This is a genomic window from Variovorax sp. SPNA7, assembly GCF_033807855.1.
GTDB classification, from domain to species: Bacteria; Pseudomonadota; Gammaproteobacteria; order Burkholderiales; family Burkholderiaceae_C; genus Variovorax; species Variovorax beijingensis.
The window spans coordinates 466139-485448 of sequence record NZ_CP138514.1; the positions used below are offsets into that span (position 1 = coordinate 466139).

Sequence of the window (19310 nt, forward strand, 5' to 3'; positions counted from 1 at the left end):
TGTCAGGGTTGCTTCTGGATCGGCTTCAGACGAAGGACGGGCGATTCTTGAGCTGCGCGGGGTCGTAGCCAGCCACGCGCTTGTAGGCATCGGAAATCGCCTGGAGTTCGGCCTGCGGCACGACGTCGTCGATCCGGGCGAACGGCTTGCCGCCGGAACGCTCGTAGACCTCGCGCAGGATCGCGTCGGGCGGCGTGCGCCGGTTCGTGAGCACGACATTGGCCGTGGCCGGGACCCGTTCCTGATCGTAGCTTTCCAGGGCCACGGGGCCCACGCCTTCTTTCTTCAGGCGGCCGGCGAGGCAGCGCGCGTCGATGATGGCCTGGCCGGCACCGTTCGAGCCGCGCGGCACCATCGGGTGCGCGGCATCGCCAAGCAGCGTGATCCGGCCATGCGTCCAGCGCGGCAAAGGGTCCTGGTCGACCATCGGGTATTCCAGGATCGAGTCGGCCGCGCAGATCAGTGCCGGCACGTCCAGCCAGTCGAAGTGCCAGTTCTCGAACGCCGGGAGGAAATCTTCCAGGCGGCCTTCGCGGCTCCAGTCGCGCACGGCCGGCTGCTCGGCTTCGATCTCGGCGACCCAGTTCACGAGCTGGTTGCCATCGGCGTCGATGGCGTCGCGGATCGGGTAGATCACCATCTTGCCGACCGCGAGCCAGCCTGCGCGGATCATGCTTGCGCCCGAGAGGATCGGCTTCCAGCGCGTGGTGCCGCGCCACATGTTGACACCCGAATAGCGCGGGGCACCTTCGTCCGGGTAGAACTTCTTGCGCAGCACCGAATGGATGCCGTCGCAGCCGATCGCGACCGCGCCGCGTGCGCTCGCGATGACCGCGCCCGAGGCGTCCGCAAAGTGGGCGGTGACACCCGCCTCGTCCTGGTCGACATCGACGCACCGGTGGCCGCACAGCACGCTGCCGTCGCCCAGCCGCTCGCGCACCGCGGCCAGCAGGACCGTCTGCAGGTCGCCGCGGTGGATCGAGAACTGGGGCCAGTCGTAGCCGGCCGCGGTGCCGGCCGGCTCCGTGAAGACCAGCTGGCCGTGCTCGGTGAAGAAGACGGCCTCCTTGGTGCGCACCGCAATCGCATCCAGCGCGGGCAGCAGGCCCAGTTCGCTGAGCTCGCGCACCGCGTGCGGCAGCAGGTTGATGCCTACGCCCATCGGCTTGAGCTCGGGGACCGCTTCGTACACACGGCAGGGAATCCCGGCCTGATGCAGGCTCAGGGCCAGGGTGAGGCCGCCGATGCCGGCGCCCAGGATGATGACGTCTTGATTGCTGCTGCTCATGTTCGATTCTCTTGAAGTGCCCGCAGCATGGCGCCCGCGGATGCCGAGTCCGTCATTAGGCGCAATCTGCAAAAATATTGGAAATTTAGATCTGACATGCATTCATAAGAACTTGATATGAACCTGACGACACGGCAGATGCGGGCATTCCGGCAGGTGGCTCGCACCGGCAGCTTCACACGCGCGGCGGAGCTGACGCACATGACCCAGGCCGGGCTGAGCATCCTCATCCGCGAGGTGGAGCGGCAGCTCGGTGCCCGGCTGTTCGACCGCACCACGCGCGCGGTCCAGCTGACGGCGGCCGGGCGGCGGCTGGCACCGGTGGTCGAACGCGTGCTCGCGGAGCTCGACAGCGTGACCCAGGAGATCGGCATCCTGGGCGATGCGGCGCGCCAGAACCTGCGCATTGCCGCTACGCCGCTGGTTTCATCCCAGCTGCTGCCGCAATTGCTGGCGATGTTCAGGCAGGCGCAGCCCCACGTCCAGGTGCACTTGCTCGATGCCGCGCTGGAAGACGTGGAAAGGGCGGTGCTGGCGGACGAGGCGGACCTGGGTCTCGGCTTCTTCTTCAAGGCCGCGCCGGGGCTGGTGCGTACCGAAGTCGCCCGCTTCCAGCTCATGCGGGTGACCGCTGCCGAAGGTACGAAAAGGGGCGTGGGACGGGTGCCGTGGTCGGCCTTGAAGTCGGCGCAGCTGATCGGCTTGCCCGCCGGCAATCCCATCCAGAAGGTCATCGATGCACAGCTAGCCAAGCTGAACATCGTGAATCCGGAAGGCCAGTCGGTGAGCTTCTTCGGCACGCTGATCTCCATGGTGGAAGCAGGCTTCGGCACGGCCGTGATGCCCACGTTTGCCATGGCTGCATGCAAGCGCCATCAGGTCAACGCAGACTTGCTGAGCTCGCCCAAGGTCGAGCTCGCCTTCTACAGCATCACGAAACGGGGTACGAAGGACTCGGAGGCCATTGGAGCCTTCGTGGAACTGCTCAAGCTCCGGCTGCCTTTGATGTCGCGATGACCTTCGGCGCGGCAGAGCTTTCCACCACAGCGCCAGATCGAACAGGCTTGCCGCAGTGCTGCAAGGCTCTGCCGACCCTGGTGCTTTTCAAGGACAAGGCCCGCACCGATCGTCTATAACGGCTGCAGTCCAGCGCTCCTCAACAACCGGCTTGATCCATGAAGAACCCTCTGCTCGCACAACTGCTCCTTGCGCTTGCCGCCATCCTGCCCCTCGCCGCGGCAGCACAGGTCCCGGTTCAGCCGGCCGCCGACCAGGAGGCGCTCCTGGCGAGCGCCGATCCGGTGCTGCGCGCCAACAAGCGCCTGGTCTACGACTTCTGGCGTGAGGTCTTCGAGGCGGGGCAGGTGGCGCAGGCGGACAAGTACGTGGCCGAGTCCTACATCCAGCACAACCCCAACGTGCCCACCGGCCGTGCGGCCATGGTGGGCTTCCTCTCGCGAAGGACCCCGGCGCCGCTGCCGGTGGAGGCTCGCATCAAGGCACCGCTGGTGTCGATCGTTGCCGAGCGCGACCTCGTGATCCTGAGCTTCGTGCGCGAGTACCCCGAACCGCAGGACGCAACGCGAAAGTACACGACGACCTGGTTCGACATGTTCCGCCTCGAGGGCGGCAAGATCGTCGAGCATTGGGACGGTGCCGTGAAGCCGCCGAAACCCTGATCGCGAAAGCGACGGACGGCCGGTCTGGCAAACCTGCTGCGTCGCAAGTTCGATCGTGGCTGCCAGGGCGTCCTTGATCGCATCGAAATACATGAGCTGGCACAGGCCTCGTCAGCGCGTTCCCCCAGCCCTGCGCATCAATGCCCCCAGTTCCTCGCGCCCGCGCGCCTCCAGCGTGTCCGCGGCGCCGAGCCGGTCGCGCGCTTCCTTGTTCTGGCTGAGCTTGGACTTGCCCACCAGCGAGGTAATGGCGATCTCGATGCCCACGATGCTGCGCACCATGCTGTCGATGTACTCGGGTGCGGAGTCGCCCATCTTCCAGGGCTTCGGTTCGGCCGCCTCGTGGCGCCGCGTCAGGCGCGCGATGATGCGGCGCGCAAAGCGCTCGTCGTCATGCACGGTGAGCACGCCGTGCGCGTGCACCACTTCGTAGTTCCATGTCGGCACCTGGCGATGCGCCTCGTGCTTGGACGGATACCAGCTGGGTGAGATGTAGGCCTGGGCGCCGCCGAAGACGACCATCACCGGAGTTCCCGTGGGGCAGCGCTGCCACAGCGGGTTGGCGCGAGCGAGATGCGCCGACAGCAGGCCATGCGTTCCGACCTCGGGATCGAACTCGAAGGGGAGGTGATCGGCGTCCAGGCCCGCGACCCCATGCGTGACCAACGCACCCAGCGGATGGTCGCAGATGATGCGTTGGAGTTCCTCGGGTCTTGATTCGGAGAAGTGCGAGGGGATGTACATCGGGGAGGGTGGAAATGGTGTGGGCAGATCGGACTGTCGCGTGAAACCGGCACAATGAGAAGGTCCAGTTTCATTCCTTTTGCATGGACCAGTTTTCAACACCATCAGGCCAAAGTTCCGGTGCCGACAGGGCCGGACGCCGCATCTACGATCTACTGCGTTCGCAGATCGCCGACGGCACGCTCGCCCCGGGCGCGCAGGTGCCGTCCACGCGTGCCCTGGCGGCCGACCTGGGGGTGTCGCGCACCACCGTCACCGCTGCCTACGAGCAACTCGCAGCCGAGGGCTTCCTTGCCACGTCGGTCGGGCGCGTTGCGCGCGTGGCGAGTCCCCTGGCTGCGCCCGCATGGTCCGACGCGAAACCGAAACGGCGAAGCACGACGGCGCCGACTCTTTCGGACTTCGGTCGTCGCGTGGCGGCGATCGACATGCCGGGGCTTGCTTTTGCGGAGCCTTGCCGCATCGACTTCCTCTACGGCGCGGTCGCTGCTCGCGATTTTCCGGCGCTGGCCTGGCGGCGCGCCTACCAGGCCGAAGTGCTGCGCCATCAACGCAGGCTCTACTACGTTCCGCCCGAAGGGGACGCATCGCTGCGCCGCTCGCTGCAAGGTTACCTTCGGCGCGCGCGGGGCCTGGCCTGCGATGCCGAGCAGATCCTCGTGGTGCACGGCTCGCAGCAGGCCATCGACCTGTGTGCGCGGCTGCTACTGAATCCCGGCGACACCTTCGTGTTCGAGGAGCCCGGCTATCTGATGGCGCGCCGGTGTTTCGAGGCCACGGGCGCCGAGGCCTTGGCAATTCCGGTGGACGCCCAAGGCCTGGACACGGCCAGGCTGCCAACAGACGAACGCACCCGCCTGGCCTATGTGACGCCATCGCACCAGTTTCCGCTGGGAGGCGTGCTGCCCATCGGCCGGCGCCTGGAACTGCTCCGCTGGGCGCGAACGCACCGCGCCTGGGTCGTGGAGGACGACTACGACGGGGAGTTTCGCTACGGCCAGCGCCCGATCGACGCGCTGCAGTCGATCGATACCGACGGCCGCGTGATCTACATCGGCACCTTCTCCAAGGCGTTGTCGCCGCAGCTTCGGCTGGGCTACCTGGTGCTGCCGCCCGAACTGGTGCCGGTGTTCCGGCAGGCCAAGCGGCTGGCCGACCGCCACGCGCCCGTGCTGGAGCAGCGTGTGCTGGCGTCGCTGATCGACAGCGGCGCCTACGAGCGCCACGTGCGGCGCACGCGCCGCGCGCACGAACGCCGCAGGGCGGCACTGCTCGCTGCCATCGCGCGCCACCTGCCCGCCAGCGCCACGGTCATCGGCGCGGCGGCCGGGCTGCATGTGGTGCTCTGGCTGCCGTTCCTGCGGCCGCAGGACGAGCCCGCGCTGGCGGCTGCTGCCCGCAGCAAGGGCGTGGGTGTCTACCCGGTCTCACCGTTGTTCGCCAAGCCGATGTCGCGCATGCAACCCCGGCCGGCCGGACTGATCCTGGGGTATGCCAGCCTGACGGTGGAAGAGATCGATCAGGGGATGCGCGTGTTGGCGGCGGTGATCGCCACCGACGGAGCGCACGCCAGGGAACCTGTGGCACTCACATCCTCATCGCGGGAAAACGCAACTCGAAGCGAATCAAGCCGGGCATAGGGCATGAAGCGCACACTTCGCCGCCGTGCAACGCCATGATCGCCTTGACGATCGCAAGCCCGAGGCCGTTGGATTCGGTGTAGCTGCGTGCTGCGTCGCCCCGGTAGAAGCGGTCGAACAGGCGCCCGAGCTGTTCGGGCGGGACCGGCATCCCTTCGTTCTCGACTGCAATCGTCGCCACGTCGCCGTCTTGCGCACCGATCAACCGCACGGTCGTCCCCCGTGTGCCGTGGCGTACCGCATTCACGACGAGGTTGTTGACCGCACGCCGGCACAACGCAGCATTGACGTAGGCCACACCGCTGGCGTGCACTTCGAACCGAAGCCTGCTCTCATCGGCAGGGCCCTCGAAGTATTCGGCGATCTTCTCAAGCTCGCCTTGCAGCGCAATCGGAGCTCGTTCGATCGTCAGCGATGCATGGTCGGCTTGCGCGAGGAACAGGATGTTCTCCGCAATCTGGCGCAGCCGGTTCAGTTCTTCGAGGTTTGATTCAAGAAGATGCTGGTACTCGTCGGCGCTGCGAGCCCGTTGCAGCGCGACCTGCGTCTGTCCGATCAGTACGCCGACGGGAGTGCGGATCTCGTGCGCGAGGTCGGCAGAGAATTGTGAAAGGCGCTCATAGCCGGTGGCAATGCGGTCAAGCATGGCGTTGAACGCAATGACCATATGCTGCACTTCGAGCGGCGCGTCATGCTCCGGCAGCCGCACGGCGAGATTGATCGGGTTGATCAAGGCCGCCTTGTCGGCAACCCGGTGCAACGGCCTCAGGCCGTGCCGCAGCACCAGATACGCAAGAATGGTCGAAGCGAGCATTGCGATGATGGCGCTGAGGATGACGCGATCCCGGTTGGCGCGAATCATCTTCACCTCGTTGGTCAGCGGGTGGCCGGCCACCACCTCCACCATATCGCCATTGCGGCCCGAACGCGCGAGCGCCGCGACCCAATGCATCGGCACGCCATCTGCCGTCGGAGTGTTCAGCACGTTCCCGATCACCAGATCGCGATCGGCCGCTACCGCGGCGAGCGCGCCGGGCACCGGAAAACCGCGGGGGTTGACGTCGATGAAAGGCGCCTCGCCGGGGCGGCGCAGCAGCAGCACATCGCTCTCGGCACCCAGCATGGCCGTGAACAGCGATGGCCGCTCGTGCAGGTCGGCGATCGTCTGCACGTTGCCCACCAAGCGGCGGAAGTGTTCGACGCGACCGATCAGTCGCGTGTCGAGCTGCTCGGTGATCGCCGAGCGCGCGGAATAAAAAAAATAGGCGCCGAGCATGCCGGTGACCGCGCACGCGATCAGGGCCAGCAGCAGGGTGGCTCGCACTGCCAGCGATCGCGGCAGCCACCTCATGGCGCGTCGCCGAACGAATAGCCGATGCTGCGCACCGTGTGGATCAACTTTTTCTCGAACGGCTGGTCGATTTTCGCGCGGAGGCGCTTGATCGCGACGTCGACGACATTGGTGTCGCTGTCGAAGTTCATGTCCCACACTTCGGAGGCGATCAGCGTGCGCGAGAGCGCCTCGCTCTGCCGCTTGATCAGCAGTTGCAGCAGAAGGAACTCCTTGTTCGTCAGCGCTATCTCCTTGCCTTCGCGAGTGACCTTGCGGCGCAGCACGTCAACCTTCAGATCGGCGAACTCGTAGAACTCGGCTTCGCGCACGATGCCCCGGCGCAGCAGCGTGCGGATGCGCAGCACCAGTTCGATGAACGAGAAGGGCTTGACGAGATAGTCGTCGGCGCCGAGTTCAAGGCCGCGGATGCGGTCGTCCAGGCGGTCGCGCGCGGTGAGGAAGAGCACAGGCAGATCCCGCTTGTCGCGCAAGGCCTGCATGATCTGCCAGCCGTCGATGCCGGGCAGCATCACGTCAAGCACGACGAGGTCGTAGGCGTGCTCAAGCGCCATGTGCAGCCCATCCGTTCCGGTGCGCGCAAGGTCCACGGCGTAGCCGCTTTCCTTCAGGCCCTTCTTCAGGTAATCGCCCGTCTTCGGGTCGTCTTCGATGACAAGGATGCTCATGGGAGTGTGTTGGCCATTCTCTCTCGCGGTGCGGCGCCGGTTCATGACTTTTTTGTCATTCGAATGTCATGCCCATGAGCACGGGCGATCCCTAGAGTGGCCTGTCTTCATTCTCTATGGCTCATCCATGAACATCAGATTCGGAAAACTCCTTCGGACCTTCGCCCTCCCGACCTTGATGAGTGCCGGCCTGCTCGGCGCCAGCTACGCCGTGCACGCCCAGACGCCGCCGCCGGTCGGTGTGCGCGGCGCGATCACCGCCGTCAGCGAGGATGCGATCAAGGTCCATACCAACCGCGGCGAAGACCTGACCATCAAGGTCCACAAGGACACCCAGGTTCGTGCGGTCACGCTCGCCAAGTTGACCGACATCAAGCCCGGCAGCTACATCGGAACCGCGGCGACGCCGCTGCCCGACGGTTCGCTGAAAGCGCTCGAGGTGCATGTATTCCCGCCCGCGATGGCGGGCACCGGCGATGGCCACCGTGCCTGGGACCTCGCACCCAAGAGCACGATGACCAACGGCACCGTGGGCGACCTGGTCGCGACCAACGGCCGCACCTTGATCCTCAAGTACAAGGGCGGCGAGAAGAAGATCGTCGTGCCGGATGACGTGCCGATCGTCAACCTCGAGTCCGGCGACCGCTCCTTGCTCACCGTGGGCATCAAGGTCGTGCTGTTCGCGAAGAAGGAAGCCGATTCCAGCCTGTCTGCAAGCTTCATCTCTGCGGGCAAGGACGGCGTGACGCCGCCGATGTGACGATGAAGCGCACGATGATTCATCCGCTGGCGGTGCGCGCCGCCCATTGGATCAATGCGTTCGCGATGACCTGCATGCTGATGAGCGGCTGGGCGATCTACAACGCGTCGCCGATCCTGCCGTTCCAGTTCCCCGCCTGGATGACGCTTGGTGGTTGGCTCGGCGGGGCCATCGCGTGGCATCTTGCGGCGATGTGGCTGCTTGTCGCGAACGGCCTGCTGTATTTGCTCTATGGCATCGCCAGCGGTCACTTCCGCCGCGAGTTTCTTCCGATTCGCACCAGCGAGTTGCTGCGCGACACCGGACGTGCGCTGGCGTTGCGCCTGCCGCATGAAGTCGGCCGCTACAACACGGTGCAGCGCTTCGCCTACGTGGTCGTGCTGCTGCTTGGCGTGCTGGTCGTCGCATCGGGGCTGGCGATCTGGAAGCCTGTGCAGCTGGCGTGGCTGGCCGGCCTTTTTGGCGGTTTCGATTTCGCGCGCAAGGTGCACTTTGCGGCAATGGCGGGCATCGCCGGCTTCATCGCGATCCATCTGCTGCTCGTCTTTCTCGTGCCGCGCACGCTGCTGCCGATGGTCATCGGGCGTGCGCGGTCTTCTCACCGTACCGCATCATGATCAAGCTCTCCGACCACAAGACGCAGCTCGTGAACCTCGAGCGACGGCTGCTGCTGCGTTCGTCGCTGTCGATTGGCGCGCTCTCGATGCTGTCCGGCTGCAACCTGCAGGACAACGACCAGGTCGACAAGGTCCTGTGGGCGCTGTCGCGCTGGAACGACCGCGTGCAGGCCCGCCTCTTCAGCGGCAGCCGCCTCGCGCCGACCTATGCGGCGAGCCAGGTCACGAAGCCGTTCCCGTTCAACGCGTTCTACCCGGAGTTCGACGCGCCCCAGGTCGACGTGTCGAGCTGGCGGCTCGAAGTCTCGGGACTCGTCGCCGACAAGACGGCGTGGACCGTCGAGCGCCTGCGTACGCTGCCTCAAGCGCAGCAGATCACGCGCCATATCTGCATCGAGGGCTGGAGCGCCATCGGAGACTGGCGCGGCGTGCCGCTCAAGGCCTTCCTGCAGCGCATCGGCGCCGACACGACGGCGCGTTACGTCGGCTTCAAATGTGCCGACCGTTACCACTCGAGCCTCGACATGGCCAGCGCGCTGCACCCGCAGACCTTGCTGGCGCTCGACTTCGGCAACGAAGCGCTGCCGACGGCGAACGGCTTCCCACTGCGGCTGAGTGTGCCGACCAAGCTCGGATTCAAGAGCGCGAAGCACGTCGCCGCGATCTTCGTGACCAACACGAATCCAGGGGGCTATTGGGAAGACCAGGGATACAACTGGTTCAGCGGCATATGACATCGGCAACGCGGCGACCCTGCCGCCGAATGTCGCTGATCCGGTGATACGTGTACGCGGTCCCGCCATGAAACCGGATCGCGGAAGCTGGCGCACGCCGGCCCTCAGCGCAGCGTGATGCCCGCCATCTGGATGGTCCTGGCATAGCGCACGCGTTCGGCGGACAGCGTGCGGGCCATGTCGGAAGGCATGCCGCCTGCGACCTTGAAGCCCATGTCCTCGAGCTTCGCGCGGGTTTCCGGCGCGGAAATCACGGCCTGGATGTCGCGGTTGATCTTCGCCACCACCGCGGCGGGCGTGCCAGCGGGCGCGAAGTAACCCTGCCAGCTTTCCACGGCAAATCCGGGCAGTCCGGCTTCACCCATGGTCGGCACGTCGGGCAGCGCGCTCGAGCGGTAGGCGGTGGTCACGGCCAGCGCGCGCAGCTTGCCGGCGCGCACATGGTCGGTCACCGCGGCCAGGGTGATCAGCGTGGCATCCACATGGCCCGCGAGCACGTCGAGGGTGGCGGGGCCGCCGCCGGAGTAGGGGATGTAGTTCACCTGCGCGCCGGTGTCCTGCGCGATCATTTCGTGCGCCACGTGGGTGGGCAATGCCGCCGTTGCCCGGCAGGCCGAGGCTGATCGACTGTGGCTGCGCCTTGGCGCGTGCCAGGTAGCCACGGAAGTCGTTGATGCCGGTCTTGGGGTTGACCACGAGGATCTGCGGATTCACCACCGCCTTGATCACCGGCGCGAAGGCCTTCTGCCCGTCGTAGGGCAGGCGCTCGAAAAGAATGGCGTTGAGCGTCAGGCCTTCGCCCTGCTGAAGCAGCGTGTGGCCGTCGGCTGCCGCCTTGGCCACGCGCGCGGCGCCGATGGTGCCGCTGGCGCCGGCGACGTTCTCCACCACCACGTTCTGGCCCCAACGTTCGGCCAGGCGTTCGGCGATGAGGCGCGTGAGCTTGTCCGCGCTGCCGCCTGCGGCCACGGGCACCACGATGTGCACCGGCGTCGAAGGGAACCCGGCCGCTTCGTCGGCAGCGGCGGCGGTGAATGGGTGAAGGGCTGCAAATGCCAGCGCGCTCAGCAGCATGGGCATGGCGCGACGTGGGACCTGGGGGAGGAGAAATGTTTGCATCAGGCCGCGCAATCTAGATGCGCGCCTGGTTCCGGCCAACGAAGCAAACCGGATATGCGTAGAAGAAAAACTTCGTTGGAGTGCGCAGCACTGTGCGCGAACCGTTGCAGGAGTTCCGTGGTGGCGCAGCTCGAATGCGAAGCCGGCGCCGGCGGGAAGAATTTCCGGGGTGGAATGCCACCGAGAAAATTATGCAATGTATCTTATGTTAAATAAAAGCCGACGCCGCCGTTGGAGACCATGGTCATCAGCAACATGACAGGCACGCCCAGCGAGGCCGCTGCGATGCGTCGGCACCCCGCCGCCCGCTCACGGCTCTCCTGCCAGCTGCTTTTTTCCACCTCACGCGGAGCGTGAAGCAGTCGTTGCTCAATTGGCTTTGGCGCGCAGATCGGCCGGGTGCGGCATCGTCGAAATGACTTTGCTGTTCACACGAGAGCCGGAGCCGACATTCTGGTCGGGCCGCAAGTTGTAGTGAATGGCTTCGGCCTCAACGAGAGAACGTTCCGTCGAAACAGCCATGGTCTCGGGACCGCGAGAACCGCGAACCACGTTCTGGTCCGGCGCCGTGGCAGTGCGCACGGCTTCGGCATTCACCTCGTCGCGCGTCTTGGTGGAGAAGGCTTTGTGCACACCGTCGTACGCCTCTGCGTGGGCGCAGGCCGCGACCAGGAGGGTCAGAACAGGGACCGATACGATCTTCATGGCTGTCGCGAGTTTCATGGGGGTTCCAAAGAAAAGGGTTGGAGCAAAACGCTTGCGGGTCTCATCTCGAGAACCTGCAGACCAAGTCTTGCGCCAAATTCGACTTCGGCAGTCATGCGATCGGGAGACGTCACGTTTCCGTAGCCGAAACCTACTGCAGTGCAGCAACGAGCCTCCCAACATGCCCATCCCGACGGGCTTTGAGAAGTTCGCACATTGACTCTCTCGAGTGGAGAACGCTTACTCCGCTGCTGACATGCTTCTCAGGCATTGCCCGATGAGTGCATGCAATGCGCTCACGTTTTGGTCTCCCATCAAGTGATGCACCCTGGCCTCCGCCATGGACCAGTGAGGCAACCCCTCGGCACACTTGCGCCGACCAGCGGCGGTGATGCACACGCTGCGTGTGCGCCCGTCGGTACCCGGCCCGAGTTCCAGCCAGCCGGCGGAGACAAGAGGCTTGAGATTGCGTGTCAACGTTGACGGGGAGAGCGACAGGGTCTCTGCGAGATCACAAGGGCGCACAGGCCCGTGTGCCTTGACTTCCATCAACAACCGATACTGCGTCGTTCTAAGACCAACCTTGCAGAGTTCCGCGTCATAGTGCTGCCTGACGAGGCGAGCGAGCTGATGTGTTTTGGCGTCGGTGCACTCTGATTGCTGAAGACTGGCGAAACCAACCGCGTACACCTGATGGGCACCGCGCGGCGGTCAGGACACCTTGGAAGGCTTCGCGGGAAGCTCATCCAATGCATGCGTTTGATCGATGAAGCGGCGGCTGGAAGCCAGGATCTCCTTGCGGGTGCGCTCGGATTCGACAGCGCGAGACAGGACCAGCGCGCCAACACACTGGGCGATCAGCGCCCACGCCGCATCTGGGTCGCCGATCCGCGAACTCCAGCTCTTCTGCAAGCGCTTCAGCCCCTCCTCGACCGCCGCGCGCACCTCGGGCCCTGCCCTCGCGATCTCGGGTCCAAGCGCCGGCAGAACGCACCCGGTTTCGGGATGCAGCGCGTGGTACGAACTCAGGTAGCTGCGCAACCGCTTGGCGACGTGGTCGGGCGGTGAGTCGCGGTCGCCGGCCAGCATGTCGGTGCTGTTGGAGATCTCGTGTTCGAGGAGCTCGGCGAACAGCGCCTCCTTCGACGGGAAATGCCCATAGAAGGCGCCACCGGTCAGGCCGATGCTCGCCATCAATTCATCGACACCCGTGGTTCCGAAGCCGCCCTTCTTCGCGATGGCGCGGGCACTCGCGAGCAGTTTCTTGCGGGTTTCCTCTTTGTGGTTTGTCGGATAGCGCATGAATGGGCCTCAGCAATCGTGGGGCCTCCATCATAACATGCCGCTCGTTTGGTAAACGAACGTACTTTCATCATGGCGCCTGGCCCGGGACCGAGGGTTTGTCCCTGCGCCAAACCGGCTCCGGCGTGTTGACGGTGCCCTCGGCGCAAACCTATAGTTCACCACCGTTTAACAAACGATCGTTATTTAAAGACCGAGCGGATGATCCGATGACCCAACTGACCCAGCTGATCGTGCAAGGCATCTCCAGCGGTGCCATCTACGGGCTCGTCGCGCTCGGCCTCGTTCTCAGCTACAAGGCGACCGAGGTCCTCAACTTCGCGCAGGGCGACGTGGTGATGCTTTCCGCATTCCTCGGCTGGGGCCTCGTCGTGGCTGCCGGACTTCCGTTCTGGCTCAGCTTCGTCGTCGTGCTGTGCATCTCGGCCGCGCTCTGCTTCCTGCTGGAAGCGAAGATCATGCGCAGGATCGTCGGCCGCCCCCAGTTCTCGGGCGTCATGCTCACCATCGGCATCGGCTTCATGATCCGCGGCGGCGTCAGCATGTTCTTCGGGCCCGAGTCGCGCAGCTATCCCACGCCGTGGACGGGCCAGACCATGCAGCTCGGCGGCAGCGTGGTGGCCGAGCTCAACCTGGTGATCGTCGGCGCCGCCATGGGCGTGACGGCGCTCCTGTATTACTTTTTGCGCCGCACAACGCTCGGCATCGCGATCCACGCGACCTCTCAGAACCAGCTGGCGGCCTATCTCTGCGGCGTGCGCGTGAAGCGGCTCAACTCGCTGGTGTGGGCCATCTCCGGTGCGATCGCCGCGCTCTGCGGGCTGCTGCTCGCCCCCATCACCTTGGTCGACCTGGGCTTGTGGTTCGTCATGCTCAAGGCGCTGGCGGCCCTGGTTCTCGGCGGTTTCGGCAGTGCGCCGGGGGCCGTGATCGGCGGGCTTCTCATCGGCCTCATCGAACAGTTCGCCGGCGTCTACCTGCCGGACGGCGTGAAGGACGTGGCGCCTTACCTGGTGCTCATTGCGGTTCTCATCCTGTATCCGCGCGGGATCCTGGGTGAAAGCCACGGCCGGAGGGTCTGACACCATGGCACGCTACGAAACTGGATTCGAAGACGGGCGCCGGCTGCTGCGCGGCAGGCCCGAGCGCATTGCGTACGGCTTGCTCACGCTGGCCCTGCTGGCCGCACCATGGGTGCTGCCGGCCTATCACATCGGCGAGGCGACCTTCATCCTCATCATGTGCGTCGCGAGCCTCGGGCTCATGATGCTCACCGGCTTCACCGGCCAGGTGTCGCTCGGCCAGTCGGCGTTTGTCGGCATCGGCGCGTACATCCACACCCTCCTCCTGACCCAGGGCGTGCCGCTGCCGGTGTCGCTGTTCCTCACCACCGGGGGCGCGGCGCTCGGCGGCTTGCTCGTCGGCATGCCGGCCATCCGGGTGTCGGGGCTGCACCTGGCGATGGTGACCATGGCGTTCGCCATCGTGTGCGAGCACGTGCTCGGCCGGTGGAAGAGCGTCACGGGAGGCCACAGCGGAATGGCCGTGCCGGACCCGGCCCTCTTCGGGCTCAGCCTTGGCGGCCCGCGCGCCTTCTACTTCCTTTGCCTGGTGGTGCTGGCCGTGGTGTTGATCCTGCTGGTCAACCTGATGCGCTCCGCCACCGGCCGTGCCTTCATCGGCATCCGCGACTCGGAGGCGGCCGCACAGGGCCTGGGCATCGACGTCGCGCGTACCAAGGTGCTGGCCTTCAGCCTTTCGGCGGCGTGCTCGGGCCTGGCCGGTGCATTGCTCGCGCACCAGATGCAGCACATCACGCCGGAAGCCTTCGGCCTGGCGCTGTCGCTGCAGCTGGTGCTGATGGTGTTCATCGGCGGACTCGGAAGCCTGCGCGGAGCCATCCTCGGCGCGATTCTGATCGGCCTCTTGCCCTCGTTCATCTCCTCGCTGAAGGAGGCACTGCCCGGGAGACTCGGTGCGCAGTTCGGACTGGAGCTTTTCGTCTACGGCGCCGTGCTGACCTTCTTCGTTCTGCTCGAGCCGGGTGGCCTCAACGCGCGCTGGGTTCGCATCCGCAAGGTGCTCGCCGAATTCCCGTGGGTGCGCAAGAGCAGCATTCACCAGACCAAGGTCTACATGAAATCGGAGCGTTACCGATGAGCGCGGCATTCTTCGAAGTCGAGCGGCTGAGCCTCTCGTTCGGCGGCGTCAAGGCCGTGCGCGACGTGAGCTTCTCGGTGGGTGCGGGAGAGATCCTCGCGGTGATCGGTCCGAACGGCGCGGGCAAGACATCGCTCTTGAATCTCATCACGCGCGTGTTCGACGCCAGCAGCGGCAGCATCCGCTTCAACGGCCACGAGATCTCGCGCCTGGCACGGCACGACGTGGTGCGCCATGGCATCGCACGCACGTTCCAGAACATCGAGCTGTTCGAAGGCGCGACGGTGCTGGAGAACCTGCTGCTCGGCCGCCACCGGGCGAACCACGGCAACTTCTTCTCGCAGATGTTCAACCTGCCCTCCGTGCAGCGCGCGGAAGCCCGCACACGTGAACGCGTCGAAGACGTCGTGCGCCTGCTGGACCTCGCCGCGTTCCGGCACCGGCCGGTGGCGGAACTGCCCTACGGTGTGCGCAAGGTCGTCGAGCTCGGCCGTGCGCTGGCCGCGGAGCCGCAGTTGCTGCTGCTCGACGAGCCAGCCTCCGGACTCAACCCCGAGGAGACACGCAGGCTCGCGTACTGGCTGGAAGACATCCAGGCCGAACTGGGTGTCACCGTGGTCATGGTGGAGCACGACATGTCGCTGGTCGCCGCGGTCGCCAATCGCGTGGTGGTGATGGACCAGGGACAGGTCCTGACCGACGGCACGCCGGCAGAGGTGCAGGCCGACCCGCGCGTGATTGCGGCTTATCTGGGGACCTGATCTCATGGCTTCTCTGCTCTCCGTCCGCAATCTCGAAACCTGGTATGGCCCCGTGCGCGCACTGCACGGCGTGAGCCTCGAAGTGCAAGCCGCGCAGATCGTCACGGTGCTGGGCGCCAACGGCGCCGGCAAGACGACCCTGCTCAACACCATTGCCGGCGTGCTCGCGCCCTCCAACGGAACCGTCGAGTTCGAGGGCCGGCCCGTCGGCGGCAAGGACGCCGACGACGTGGCCCGCGGCGGCGTGGTGCTGGTGCCGGAGGGCCGCCAGATCTTCCCGTTCCTCACCATCGCGGAGAACCTGCGCATGGGCGCGTTCGCCCGAAAGGACGCGGAAATCGCGCGCGACATGGAGCAGATGTACGACTGGTTCCCGCGTCTGCGCGAACGCCAGCGCCAGCAGGCGGGCCTGCTTTCCGGCGGTGAGCAGCAGATGCTGGCGATCAGCCGCGCGCTGATGGGACGGCCGCGCCTGCTCCTGCTCGACGAGCCTTCGCTGGGCCTCTCGCCGCTGTTCACCAAGGACATCTTCGCCATCATCAAGCGCATCCGCGAGCAGACCCGGACCGCTGTGCTCGTGGTCGAGCAGAACGCGGCAATCGCGCTGGCCACTGCCGACCACGGCTACGTCATCGAGCTGGGGCGCGTGGCCGCCGCTGGCAGCTGCGAGGCACTCTCGCAGCGCGAAGACATCAAGGAGTTTTACCTGGGTGGCGCTTCGCACCACCTGCCGCAAGGTGTCGCTGGCGGAATCCGGCCGGCACGGCGACGCCCTTCCTGGAACTGAGAAAAGGACCCTGCCATGACACTCGATCGCCGAACCCTCCTGAAGACAAGCCTGGCCGCGGTGGCACCCGGCGCCCTGTGGACCTCGACATCCGCGCGCGCCGCAGGCGTGGCCGACAAGGAACTGGTGCTGGGCACGCACCTGGACCTTTCCGGACCGGTGGCGATCGGCATGCCCGTGATCCGCAACGGCATCCAGATGCGCATCGACGAGGCCAACGAGGCCGGCGGCATCAACGGCCGCAAGATCCGGCTGGTGATCGAGGACAACGCGAGCCAGCCCTCGCAGGCGGTGCGCGCCGTGGACAAGCTGATCCGCAAGGACGAGGTCTTCGCCCTGCTCTGCCCCTTCGGCTCCGGGCCGAACGTGGCCACGGTCAAGAAGGCGGTGGACGCCGGCGTGATCTGTTTCGCGCCGTACGCAGCCTCGGGGCTGGTGCGCCAGGCGGCCGGCCAGACGCCGCTGCTCTTCACGACCAACCTGAACTACGACAGCACGACCTCGTCCGCCGTCAAGTGGGCTACCGGCACGCTGGGCAGCAAGAAGGTCGGCTTCATCTACCAGGAAGGCCCGTTCGGCGACCTGGTCGGCAAGGGCGTGAAGGCGGCGCTCGCGGCCAAGGGCATGCCGCTCGTGGCCGAAGCCAGCTACAAGGTCGGCGATCTCGATTTCTCCTCTCACGTCGCACGCATGCAGGCCGCGGGCACGGACCTCATCGTCTGCGCGACCACCACGCGCGAGACCATCGCTGTGGCGGCCGAAGTGAAGAAGCTCGGCCTCGCCGGCGTCAACGTCCTGACCGCCAGCCCCGGCCGCGCGGGCCTCACCGTGGCCCTCGGCAAGGATGCGATGGAAGGCGTGTACGGCGTCGGCACCTGGCGCATCGCGACGCCCGACCAGGCCACCGCCGCAGAGAAGTCGTGGGCCGAGGCCTACCGCAAGCGCTTCAAGGCCGAGCCCGACGACGTGGCCGCTGCCTTCTACGACTACACCAGCTGGTTCCTGCAGGAGGTGCGCAATGCGGGCCGCGACCTGACGACAGACAAGCTGGTGAAGGCGCTGCAGGCATCCACTTTCAAGGGCGTGGCTTCGTACGACACGCAGCGCTTCGCCAGCAACCACATCGACCCGGAATGGACCCGGGTCGAACAGGTCGTGCAGGGCCGCTGGACCGCACGGTCGAGCGTGGTCGATCCGGCCAAGAGCGCCCTGTGATCCACGTGTCCGCATCCCTGGCCGCGGACGAGGCGCGCCTTGCGACGCTACCGCAGCTGTGGCGGCGCCGATGCACCCAATGGGGCGATCGGCCCGCGCTCCGGCACAAGGAGCGCGGCATCTGGCAGGGGCTGTCCTGGAGCAGCTATTTCACGGAGGCGCGGGCCATCGGACTGGCGATGGCCGAGGCCGGCCTGCAGGCCGGCGAGGTGGTTTCCATTCTTTCGGACAACCGGCCCCGGTGGCTGGTTGTCGACATGGCCGCGCAGGCCATGGGTTTCGTGTCCCACGGCATGTACCCCTGCAGCACGGCCGCGCAGGTGGGGCATGCGCTCGCCGAGGCCGGGTCGCGCGTGGTCTTCGTGGAGAACGCCGACCAGCTGGTGAAGGTGCTTGCGGTGCGCGACACGTGCCCCGACCTGCACCACATCGTGGTGCTCGAGACACGCGGGCTGCTGCGCTTCACCGATCCGCAGGTCAGCGCCTATGACGAATGGCATGCCCGCGGCGCGCAAGCCGCCGCCCGGGAACCGGCGCTGTTCGACAGCCGCATCGATGCGGGCTCGGGCGACCAGATCGCGTTCCTGGCGGCCACCGCAGGCAGCACCGGCCCGGCGCGGTTGGTGGCACGGCGGCAGCACGAGTTCCTGCGCGAAGTGCGCGTCACGAGCCATTGGCTGCAGCTGCGCCCGGGAGACCGGGCCCTGTCGATCATGTCGCTCGCGCACTATGGCGAGCGCATGCTGGCCCAGAAGTCCATGCTCATGCACGAAGCCCTGCTCCACTTGCCGGAGAATGGGGCCACGGTGTTCAACGACATGGGCGAGGTCGAGCCGCACTTTCTCTTCGCAGCCCCCCGCCTCTTCGAGAAGCTGCAGGGCATGACCGAGCTGTTCATGCAGGAGGCCGTGCCTGTGGCGCGGAGCGCATACGCCTCCTGCCTTTCGGCGCGCAGCCCCGGCTGGCTGCAGCGCAGGACGCGGGAGCGCATACGTTCCGCCCTGGGCTTGAAAAACGTCCGGGTCGCCCTTGCAGGCGGGGCCTCGAGCCCCGCGCAAGTGGCCGACTGGTTCGGCGCCATCGGCGTTCCCCTGCTCGACTGCTACGGCATGGCCGAGGCCGGCTTCTGCAGGATCGCCTCTGCCAGCCGCTCCGTGGAGACGGCAACCGCGCCCATCGAGACTGGCACCCAGCTCAAGCTGGCACCGGACGGCGAAGTGCTGGTGCGCGGCGCAATCGCGCGGCCGGATTACTGGGTGCGCGGAACATTGAGCGCCGCCGAGGCCCTGGCAGACGGCTGGCTGCGTACCGGCGACCTGGGACGTGTCGATGAACACGGCCGCGTGCAGCTGCTCGGCCGCCTGCGCGCGCGGGCCGTCGGAACACGCGGCGAATCCATCAGCCCCGAGATCGCGGAAGACGCGTTCCGGCTCAGTGCCTACATCGCCGATGCGATCGTCGTGCCGGCCAAAGACGGGCATTCCGCGGCACTGCTCGCACTCGACGAGGAGCGCATCAGGAAGCACGCGCAGCAGCAGCGGCTGCCCTTCACCGACTACGCCAGCCTGCTCGGCCTGCCCGAGATCACTGCCCTCATCGCGGCGCAAGCAGACATCGCGAACGGGCGCCTGCCCGAGGCCCATCGCGTGCGCACCATTCGCGTCATTCCGCGCTCGCTGCACCAGGGCGACGAAGAACTCACTCCCGCGATGCGCCTGAACCGCACGGTCGTGGCGACCCGCTACGCCAATCTTTTTACCGAACCCCTTGGAGCCTGAAC

Annotated in this window: 19 protein-coding genes and 1 pseudogene; 12 read left to right on the forward strand and 8 right to left on the reverse strand. The window is 66.2% G+C overall.

Annotation, left to right across the window (positions count from 1 at the left end):
- Positions 1–25: 25 nt before the first annotated feature.
- Positions 26–1288 carry a flavin-dependent oxidoreductase gene (locus RZE77_RS29920; RefSeq protein ID WP_319443324.1) on the reverse strand — a complete coding sequence of 421 codons (1263 nt, stop codon included), beginning with the start codon at positions 1286–1288 and terminating at the stop codon, positions 26–28.
- Positions 1289–1405: 117 nt separating this feature from the next.
- Between RZE77_RS29920 and RZE77_RS29925 the strand changes: the two genes are divergently transcribed.
- Together RZE77_RS29925 and RZE77_RS29930 are read left to right on the forward strand one after the other, a co-directional pair.
- Positions 1406–2305, forward strand: a complete 900-nt coding sequence (locus RZE77_RS29925; RefSeq protein ID WP_319443325.1) for a LysR family transcriptional regulator — start codon at positions 1406–1408, stop codon at positions 2303–2305.
- Positions 2306–2463: 158 nt separating this feature from the next.
- A complete protein-coding gene (locus RZE77_RS29930) occupies positions 2464–2967 on the forward strand; it encodes a nuclear transport factor 2 family protein (protein WP_319443326.1) in 504 nt (167 codons plus the stop codon).
- 111 nt (positions 2968–3078) lie between these two features.
- Here RZE77_RS29930 and RZE77_RS29935 read toward each other — a convergent pair whose 3' ends face one another.
- Positions 3079–3711, reverse strand: coding sequence for an FMN-binding negative transcriptional regulator (locus RZE77_RS29935; RefSeq protein WP_319443327.1), 633 nt, complete (start codon positions 3709–3711; stop codon positions 3079–3081).
- 83 nt (positions 3712–3794) lie between these two features.
- Here RZE77_RS29935 and pdxR point away from each other — a divergent pair, with 83 nt between their 5' ends.
- The gene (gene pdxR / locus RZE77_RS29940; protein WP_319443328.1) at positions 3795–5351 is read left to right on the forward strand and encodes a MocR-like pyridoxine biosynthesis transcription factor PdxR; all 1557 of its coding nucleotides are present in this window, start codon (positions 3795–3797) and stop codon (positions 5349–5351) included.
- Here the strand turns inward: pdxR and RZE77_RS29945 are convergent.
- Positions 5299–6702 (reverse strand): heavy metal sensor histidine kinase, encoded by a 1404-nt coding sequence (locus RZE77_RS29945; protein WP_319443329.1) that lies wholly within the window; start codon positions 6700–6702, stop codon positions 5299–5301. The two genes, pdxR and RZE77_RS29945, sit on opposite strands and share 53 nt — an antisense overlap.
- Positions 6699–7370, reverse strand: a complete 672-nt coding sequence (locus tag RZE77_RS29950; protein ID WP_319435345.1) for a heavy metal response regulator transcription factor — start codon at positions 7368–7370, stop codon at positions 6699–6701. Before RZE77_RS29950 ends, RZE77_RS29945 begins: the two co-directional genes overlap by 4 nt.
- A 127-nt stretch (positions 7371–7497) precedes the next feature.
- Here RZE77_RS29950 and RZE77_RS29955 point away from each other — a divergent pair, with 127 nt between their 5' ends.
- From RZE77_RS29955 to RZE77_RS29965, 3 genes are read left to right on the forward strand one after another with little or no spacing between them, the layout of a single operon-like run.
- Positions 7498–8130, forward strand: coding sequence for a hypothetical protein (locus RZE77_RS29955; RefSeq protein ID WP_405547953.1), 633 nt, complete (start codon positions 7498–7500; stop codon positions 8128–8130).
- Positions 8131–8132: 2 nt separating this feature from the next.
- Positions 8133–8747, forward strand: a complete 615-nt coding sequence (locus tag RZE77_RS29960; RefSeq protein WP_319443330.1) for a cytochrome b/b6 domain-containing protein — start codon at positions 8133–8135, stop codon at positions 8745–8747.
- Complete coding sequence (locus tag RZE77_RS29965) at positions 8744–9481, forward strand: molybdopterin-dependent oxidoreductase (RefSeq protein ID WP_319443331.1); 738 nt, start codon at positions 8744–8746, stop codon at positions 9479–9481. The genes RZE77_RS29960 and RZE77_RS29965 overlap by 4 nt, the downstream gene beginning before the upstream one ends.
- Positions 9482–9585: 104 nt before the next feature.
- Here the strand turns inward: RZE77_RS29965 and RZE77_RS29970 are convergent.
- The 4 genes and pseudogenes from RZE77_RS29970 to RZE77_RS29985 form a co-directional block, all read right to left on the reverse strand.
- A pseudogene (locus RZE77_RS29970) lies at positions 9586–10555 on the reverse strand (tripartite tricarboxylate transporter substrate binding protein).
- 414 nt (positions 10556–10969) lie between these two features.
- Positions 10970–11323: a DUF4148 domain-containing protein gene (locus RZE77_RS29975; protein WP_319443332.1), complete on the reverse strand. Its 354-nt coding sequence runs from the start codon at positions 11321–11323 to the stop codon at positions 10970–10972.
- 222 nt (positions 11324–11545) lie between these two features.
- Positions 11546–11995 (reverse strand): MarR family winged helix-turn-helix transcriptional regulator, encoded by a 450-nt coding sequence (locus RZE77_RS29980; RefSeq protein WP_319443333.1) that lies wholly within the window; start codon positions 11993–11995, stop codon positions 11546–11548.
- A gap of 21 nt (positions 11996–12016) precedes the next feature.
- Positions 12017–12607 carry a TetR/AcrR family transcriptional regulator gene (locus RZE77_RS29985; protein WP_319443334.1) on the reverse strand — a complete coding sequence of 197 codons (591 nt, stop codon included), beginning with the start codon at positions 12605–12607 and terminating at the stop codon, positions 12017–12019.
- 209 nt (positions 12608–12816) lie between these two features.
- On the opposite strand from RZE77_RS29985, the gene RZE77_RS29990 reads away from it, so the two are divergent.
- Genes RZE77_RS29990 through RZE77_RS30015 form a run of 6 tightly spaced genes read left to right on the forward strand, consistent with a single transcriptional unit; the run spans position 12817 to position 19308 of the window.
- Entirely contained in the window at positions 12817–13689 is an 873-nt protein-coding gene (locus RZE77_RS29990) for a branched-chain amino acid ABC transporter permease (RefSeq protein WP_319443335.1), read from the forward strand.
- A 4-nt stretch (positions 13690–13693) separates the two neighbouring features.
- Positions 13694–14767 carry a branched-chain amino acid ABC transporter permease gene (locus RZE77_RS29995; RefSeq protein WP_319443336.1) on the forward strand — a complete coding sequence of 358 codons (1074 nt, stop codon included), beginning with the start codon at positions 13694–13696 and terminating at the stop codon, positions 14765–14767.
- Positions 14764–15528, forward strand: coding sequence for an ABC transporter ATP-binding protein (locus RZE77_RS30000; protein ID WP_319443337.1), 765 nt, complete (start codon positions 14764–14766; stop codon positions 15526–15528). The genes RZE77_RS29995 and RZE77_RS30000 overlap by 4 nt, the downstream gene beginning before the upstream one ends.
- A gap of 4 nt (positions 15529–15532) precedes the next feature.
- Positions 15533–16315 carry an ABC transporter ATP-binding protein gene (locus RZE77_RS30005; RefSeq protein WP_319433351.1) on the forward strand — a complete coding sequence of 261 codons (783 nt, stop codon included), beginning with the start codon at positions 15533–15535 and terminating at the stop codon, positions 16313–16315.
- Between the two features lie 15 nt (positions 16316–16330).
- Positions 16331–17530 carry an ABC transporter substrate-binding protein gene (locus RZE77_RS30010; protein WP_319443338.1) on the forward strand — a complete coding sequence of 400 codons (1200 nt, stop codon included), beginning with the start codon at positions 16331–16333 and terminating at the stop codon, positions 17528–17530.
- 5 nt (positions 17531–17535) lie between these two features.
- Positions 17536–19308 (forward strand): AMP-dependent synthetase/ligase, encoded by a 1773-nt coding sequence (locus RZE77_RS30015; RefSeq protein ID WP_319443339.1) that lies wholly within the window; start codon positions 17536–17538, stop codon positions 19306–19308.
- Positions 19309–19310: the final 2 nt, after the last annotated feature.

Coding starts and splice junctions, on each gene's coding strand:
- RZE77_RS29990 (WP_319443335.1), top strand. CDS start 12,817: ATGACCCAACTGACCCAGCTGATCGTGCAAGGCATCTCCAGCGGTGCC.
- RZE77_RS29960 (WP_319443330.1), top strand. CDS start 8,133: ATGAAGCGCACGATGATTCATCCGCTGGCGGTGCGCGCCGCCCATTGG.
- RZE77_RS29965 (WP_319443331.1), top strand. CDS start 8,744: ATGATCAAGCTCTCCGACCACAAGACGCAGCTCGTGAACCTCGAGCGA.
- RZE77_RS30010 (WP_319443338.1), top strand. CDS start 16,331: ATGACACTCGATCGCCGAACCCTCCTGAAGACAAGCCTGGCCGCGGTG.
- RZE77_RS30000 (WP_319443337.1), top strand. CDS start 14,764: ATGAGCGCGGCATTCTTCGAAGTCGAGCGGCTGAGCCTCTCGTTCGGC.
- RZE77_RS29935 (WP_319443327.1), bottom strand. CDS start 3,711: ATGTACATCCCCTCGCACTTCTCCGAATCAAGACCCGAGGAACTCCAA.
- RZE77_RS29975 (WP_319443332.1), bottom strand. CDS start 11,323: ATGAAACTCGCGACAGCCATGAAGATCGTATCGGTCCCTGTTCTGACC.
- pdxR (WP_319443328.1), top strand. CDS start 3,795: ATGGACCAGTTTTCAACACCATCAGGCCAAAGTTCCGGTGCCGACAGG.
- RZE77_RS29920 (WP_319443324.1), bottom strand. CDS start 1,288: ATGAGCAGCAGCAATCAAGACGTCATCATCCTGGGCGCCGGCATCGGC.
- RZE77_RS29930 (WP_319443326.1), top strand. CDS start 2,464: ATGAAGAACCCTCTGCTCGCACAACTGCTCCTTGCGCTTGCCGCCATC.
- RZE77_RS29995 (WP_319443336.1), top strand. CDS start 13,694: ATGGCACGCTACGAAACTGGATTCGAAGACGGGCGCCGGCTGCTGCGC.
- RZE77_RS29985 (WP_319443334.1), bottom strand. CDS start 12,607: ATGCGCTATCCGACAAACCACAAAGAGGAAACCCGCAAGAAACTGCTC.
- RZE77_RS29950 (WP_319435345.1), bottom strand. CDS start 7,370: ATGAGCATCCTTGTCATCGAAGACGACCCGAAGACGGGCGATTACCTG.
- RZE77_RS29955 (WP_405547953.1), top strand. CDS start 7,498: ATGAACATCAGATTCGGAAAACTCCTTCGGACCTTCGCCCTCCCGACC.
- RZE77_RS29945 (WP_319443329.1), bottom strand. CDS start 6,702: ATGAGGTGGCTGCCGCGATCGCTGGCAGTGCGAGCCACCCTGCTGCTG.
- RZE77_RS30005 (WP_319433351.1), top strand. CDS start 15,533: ATGGCTTCTCTGCTCTCCGTCCGCAATCTCGAAACCTGGTATGGCCCC.
- RZE77_RS29925 (WP_319443325.1), top strand. CDS start 1,406: ATGAACCTGACGACACGGCAGATGCGGGCATTCCGGCAGGTGGCTCGC.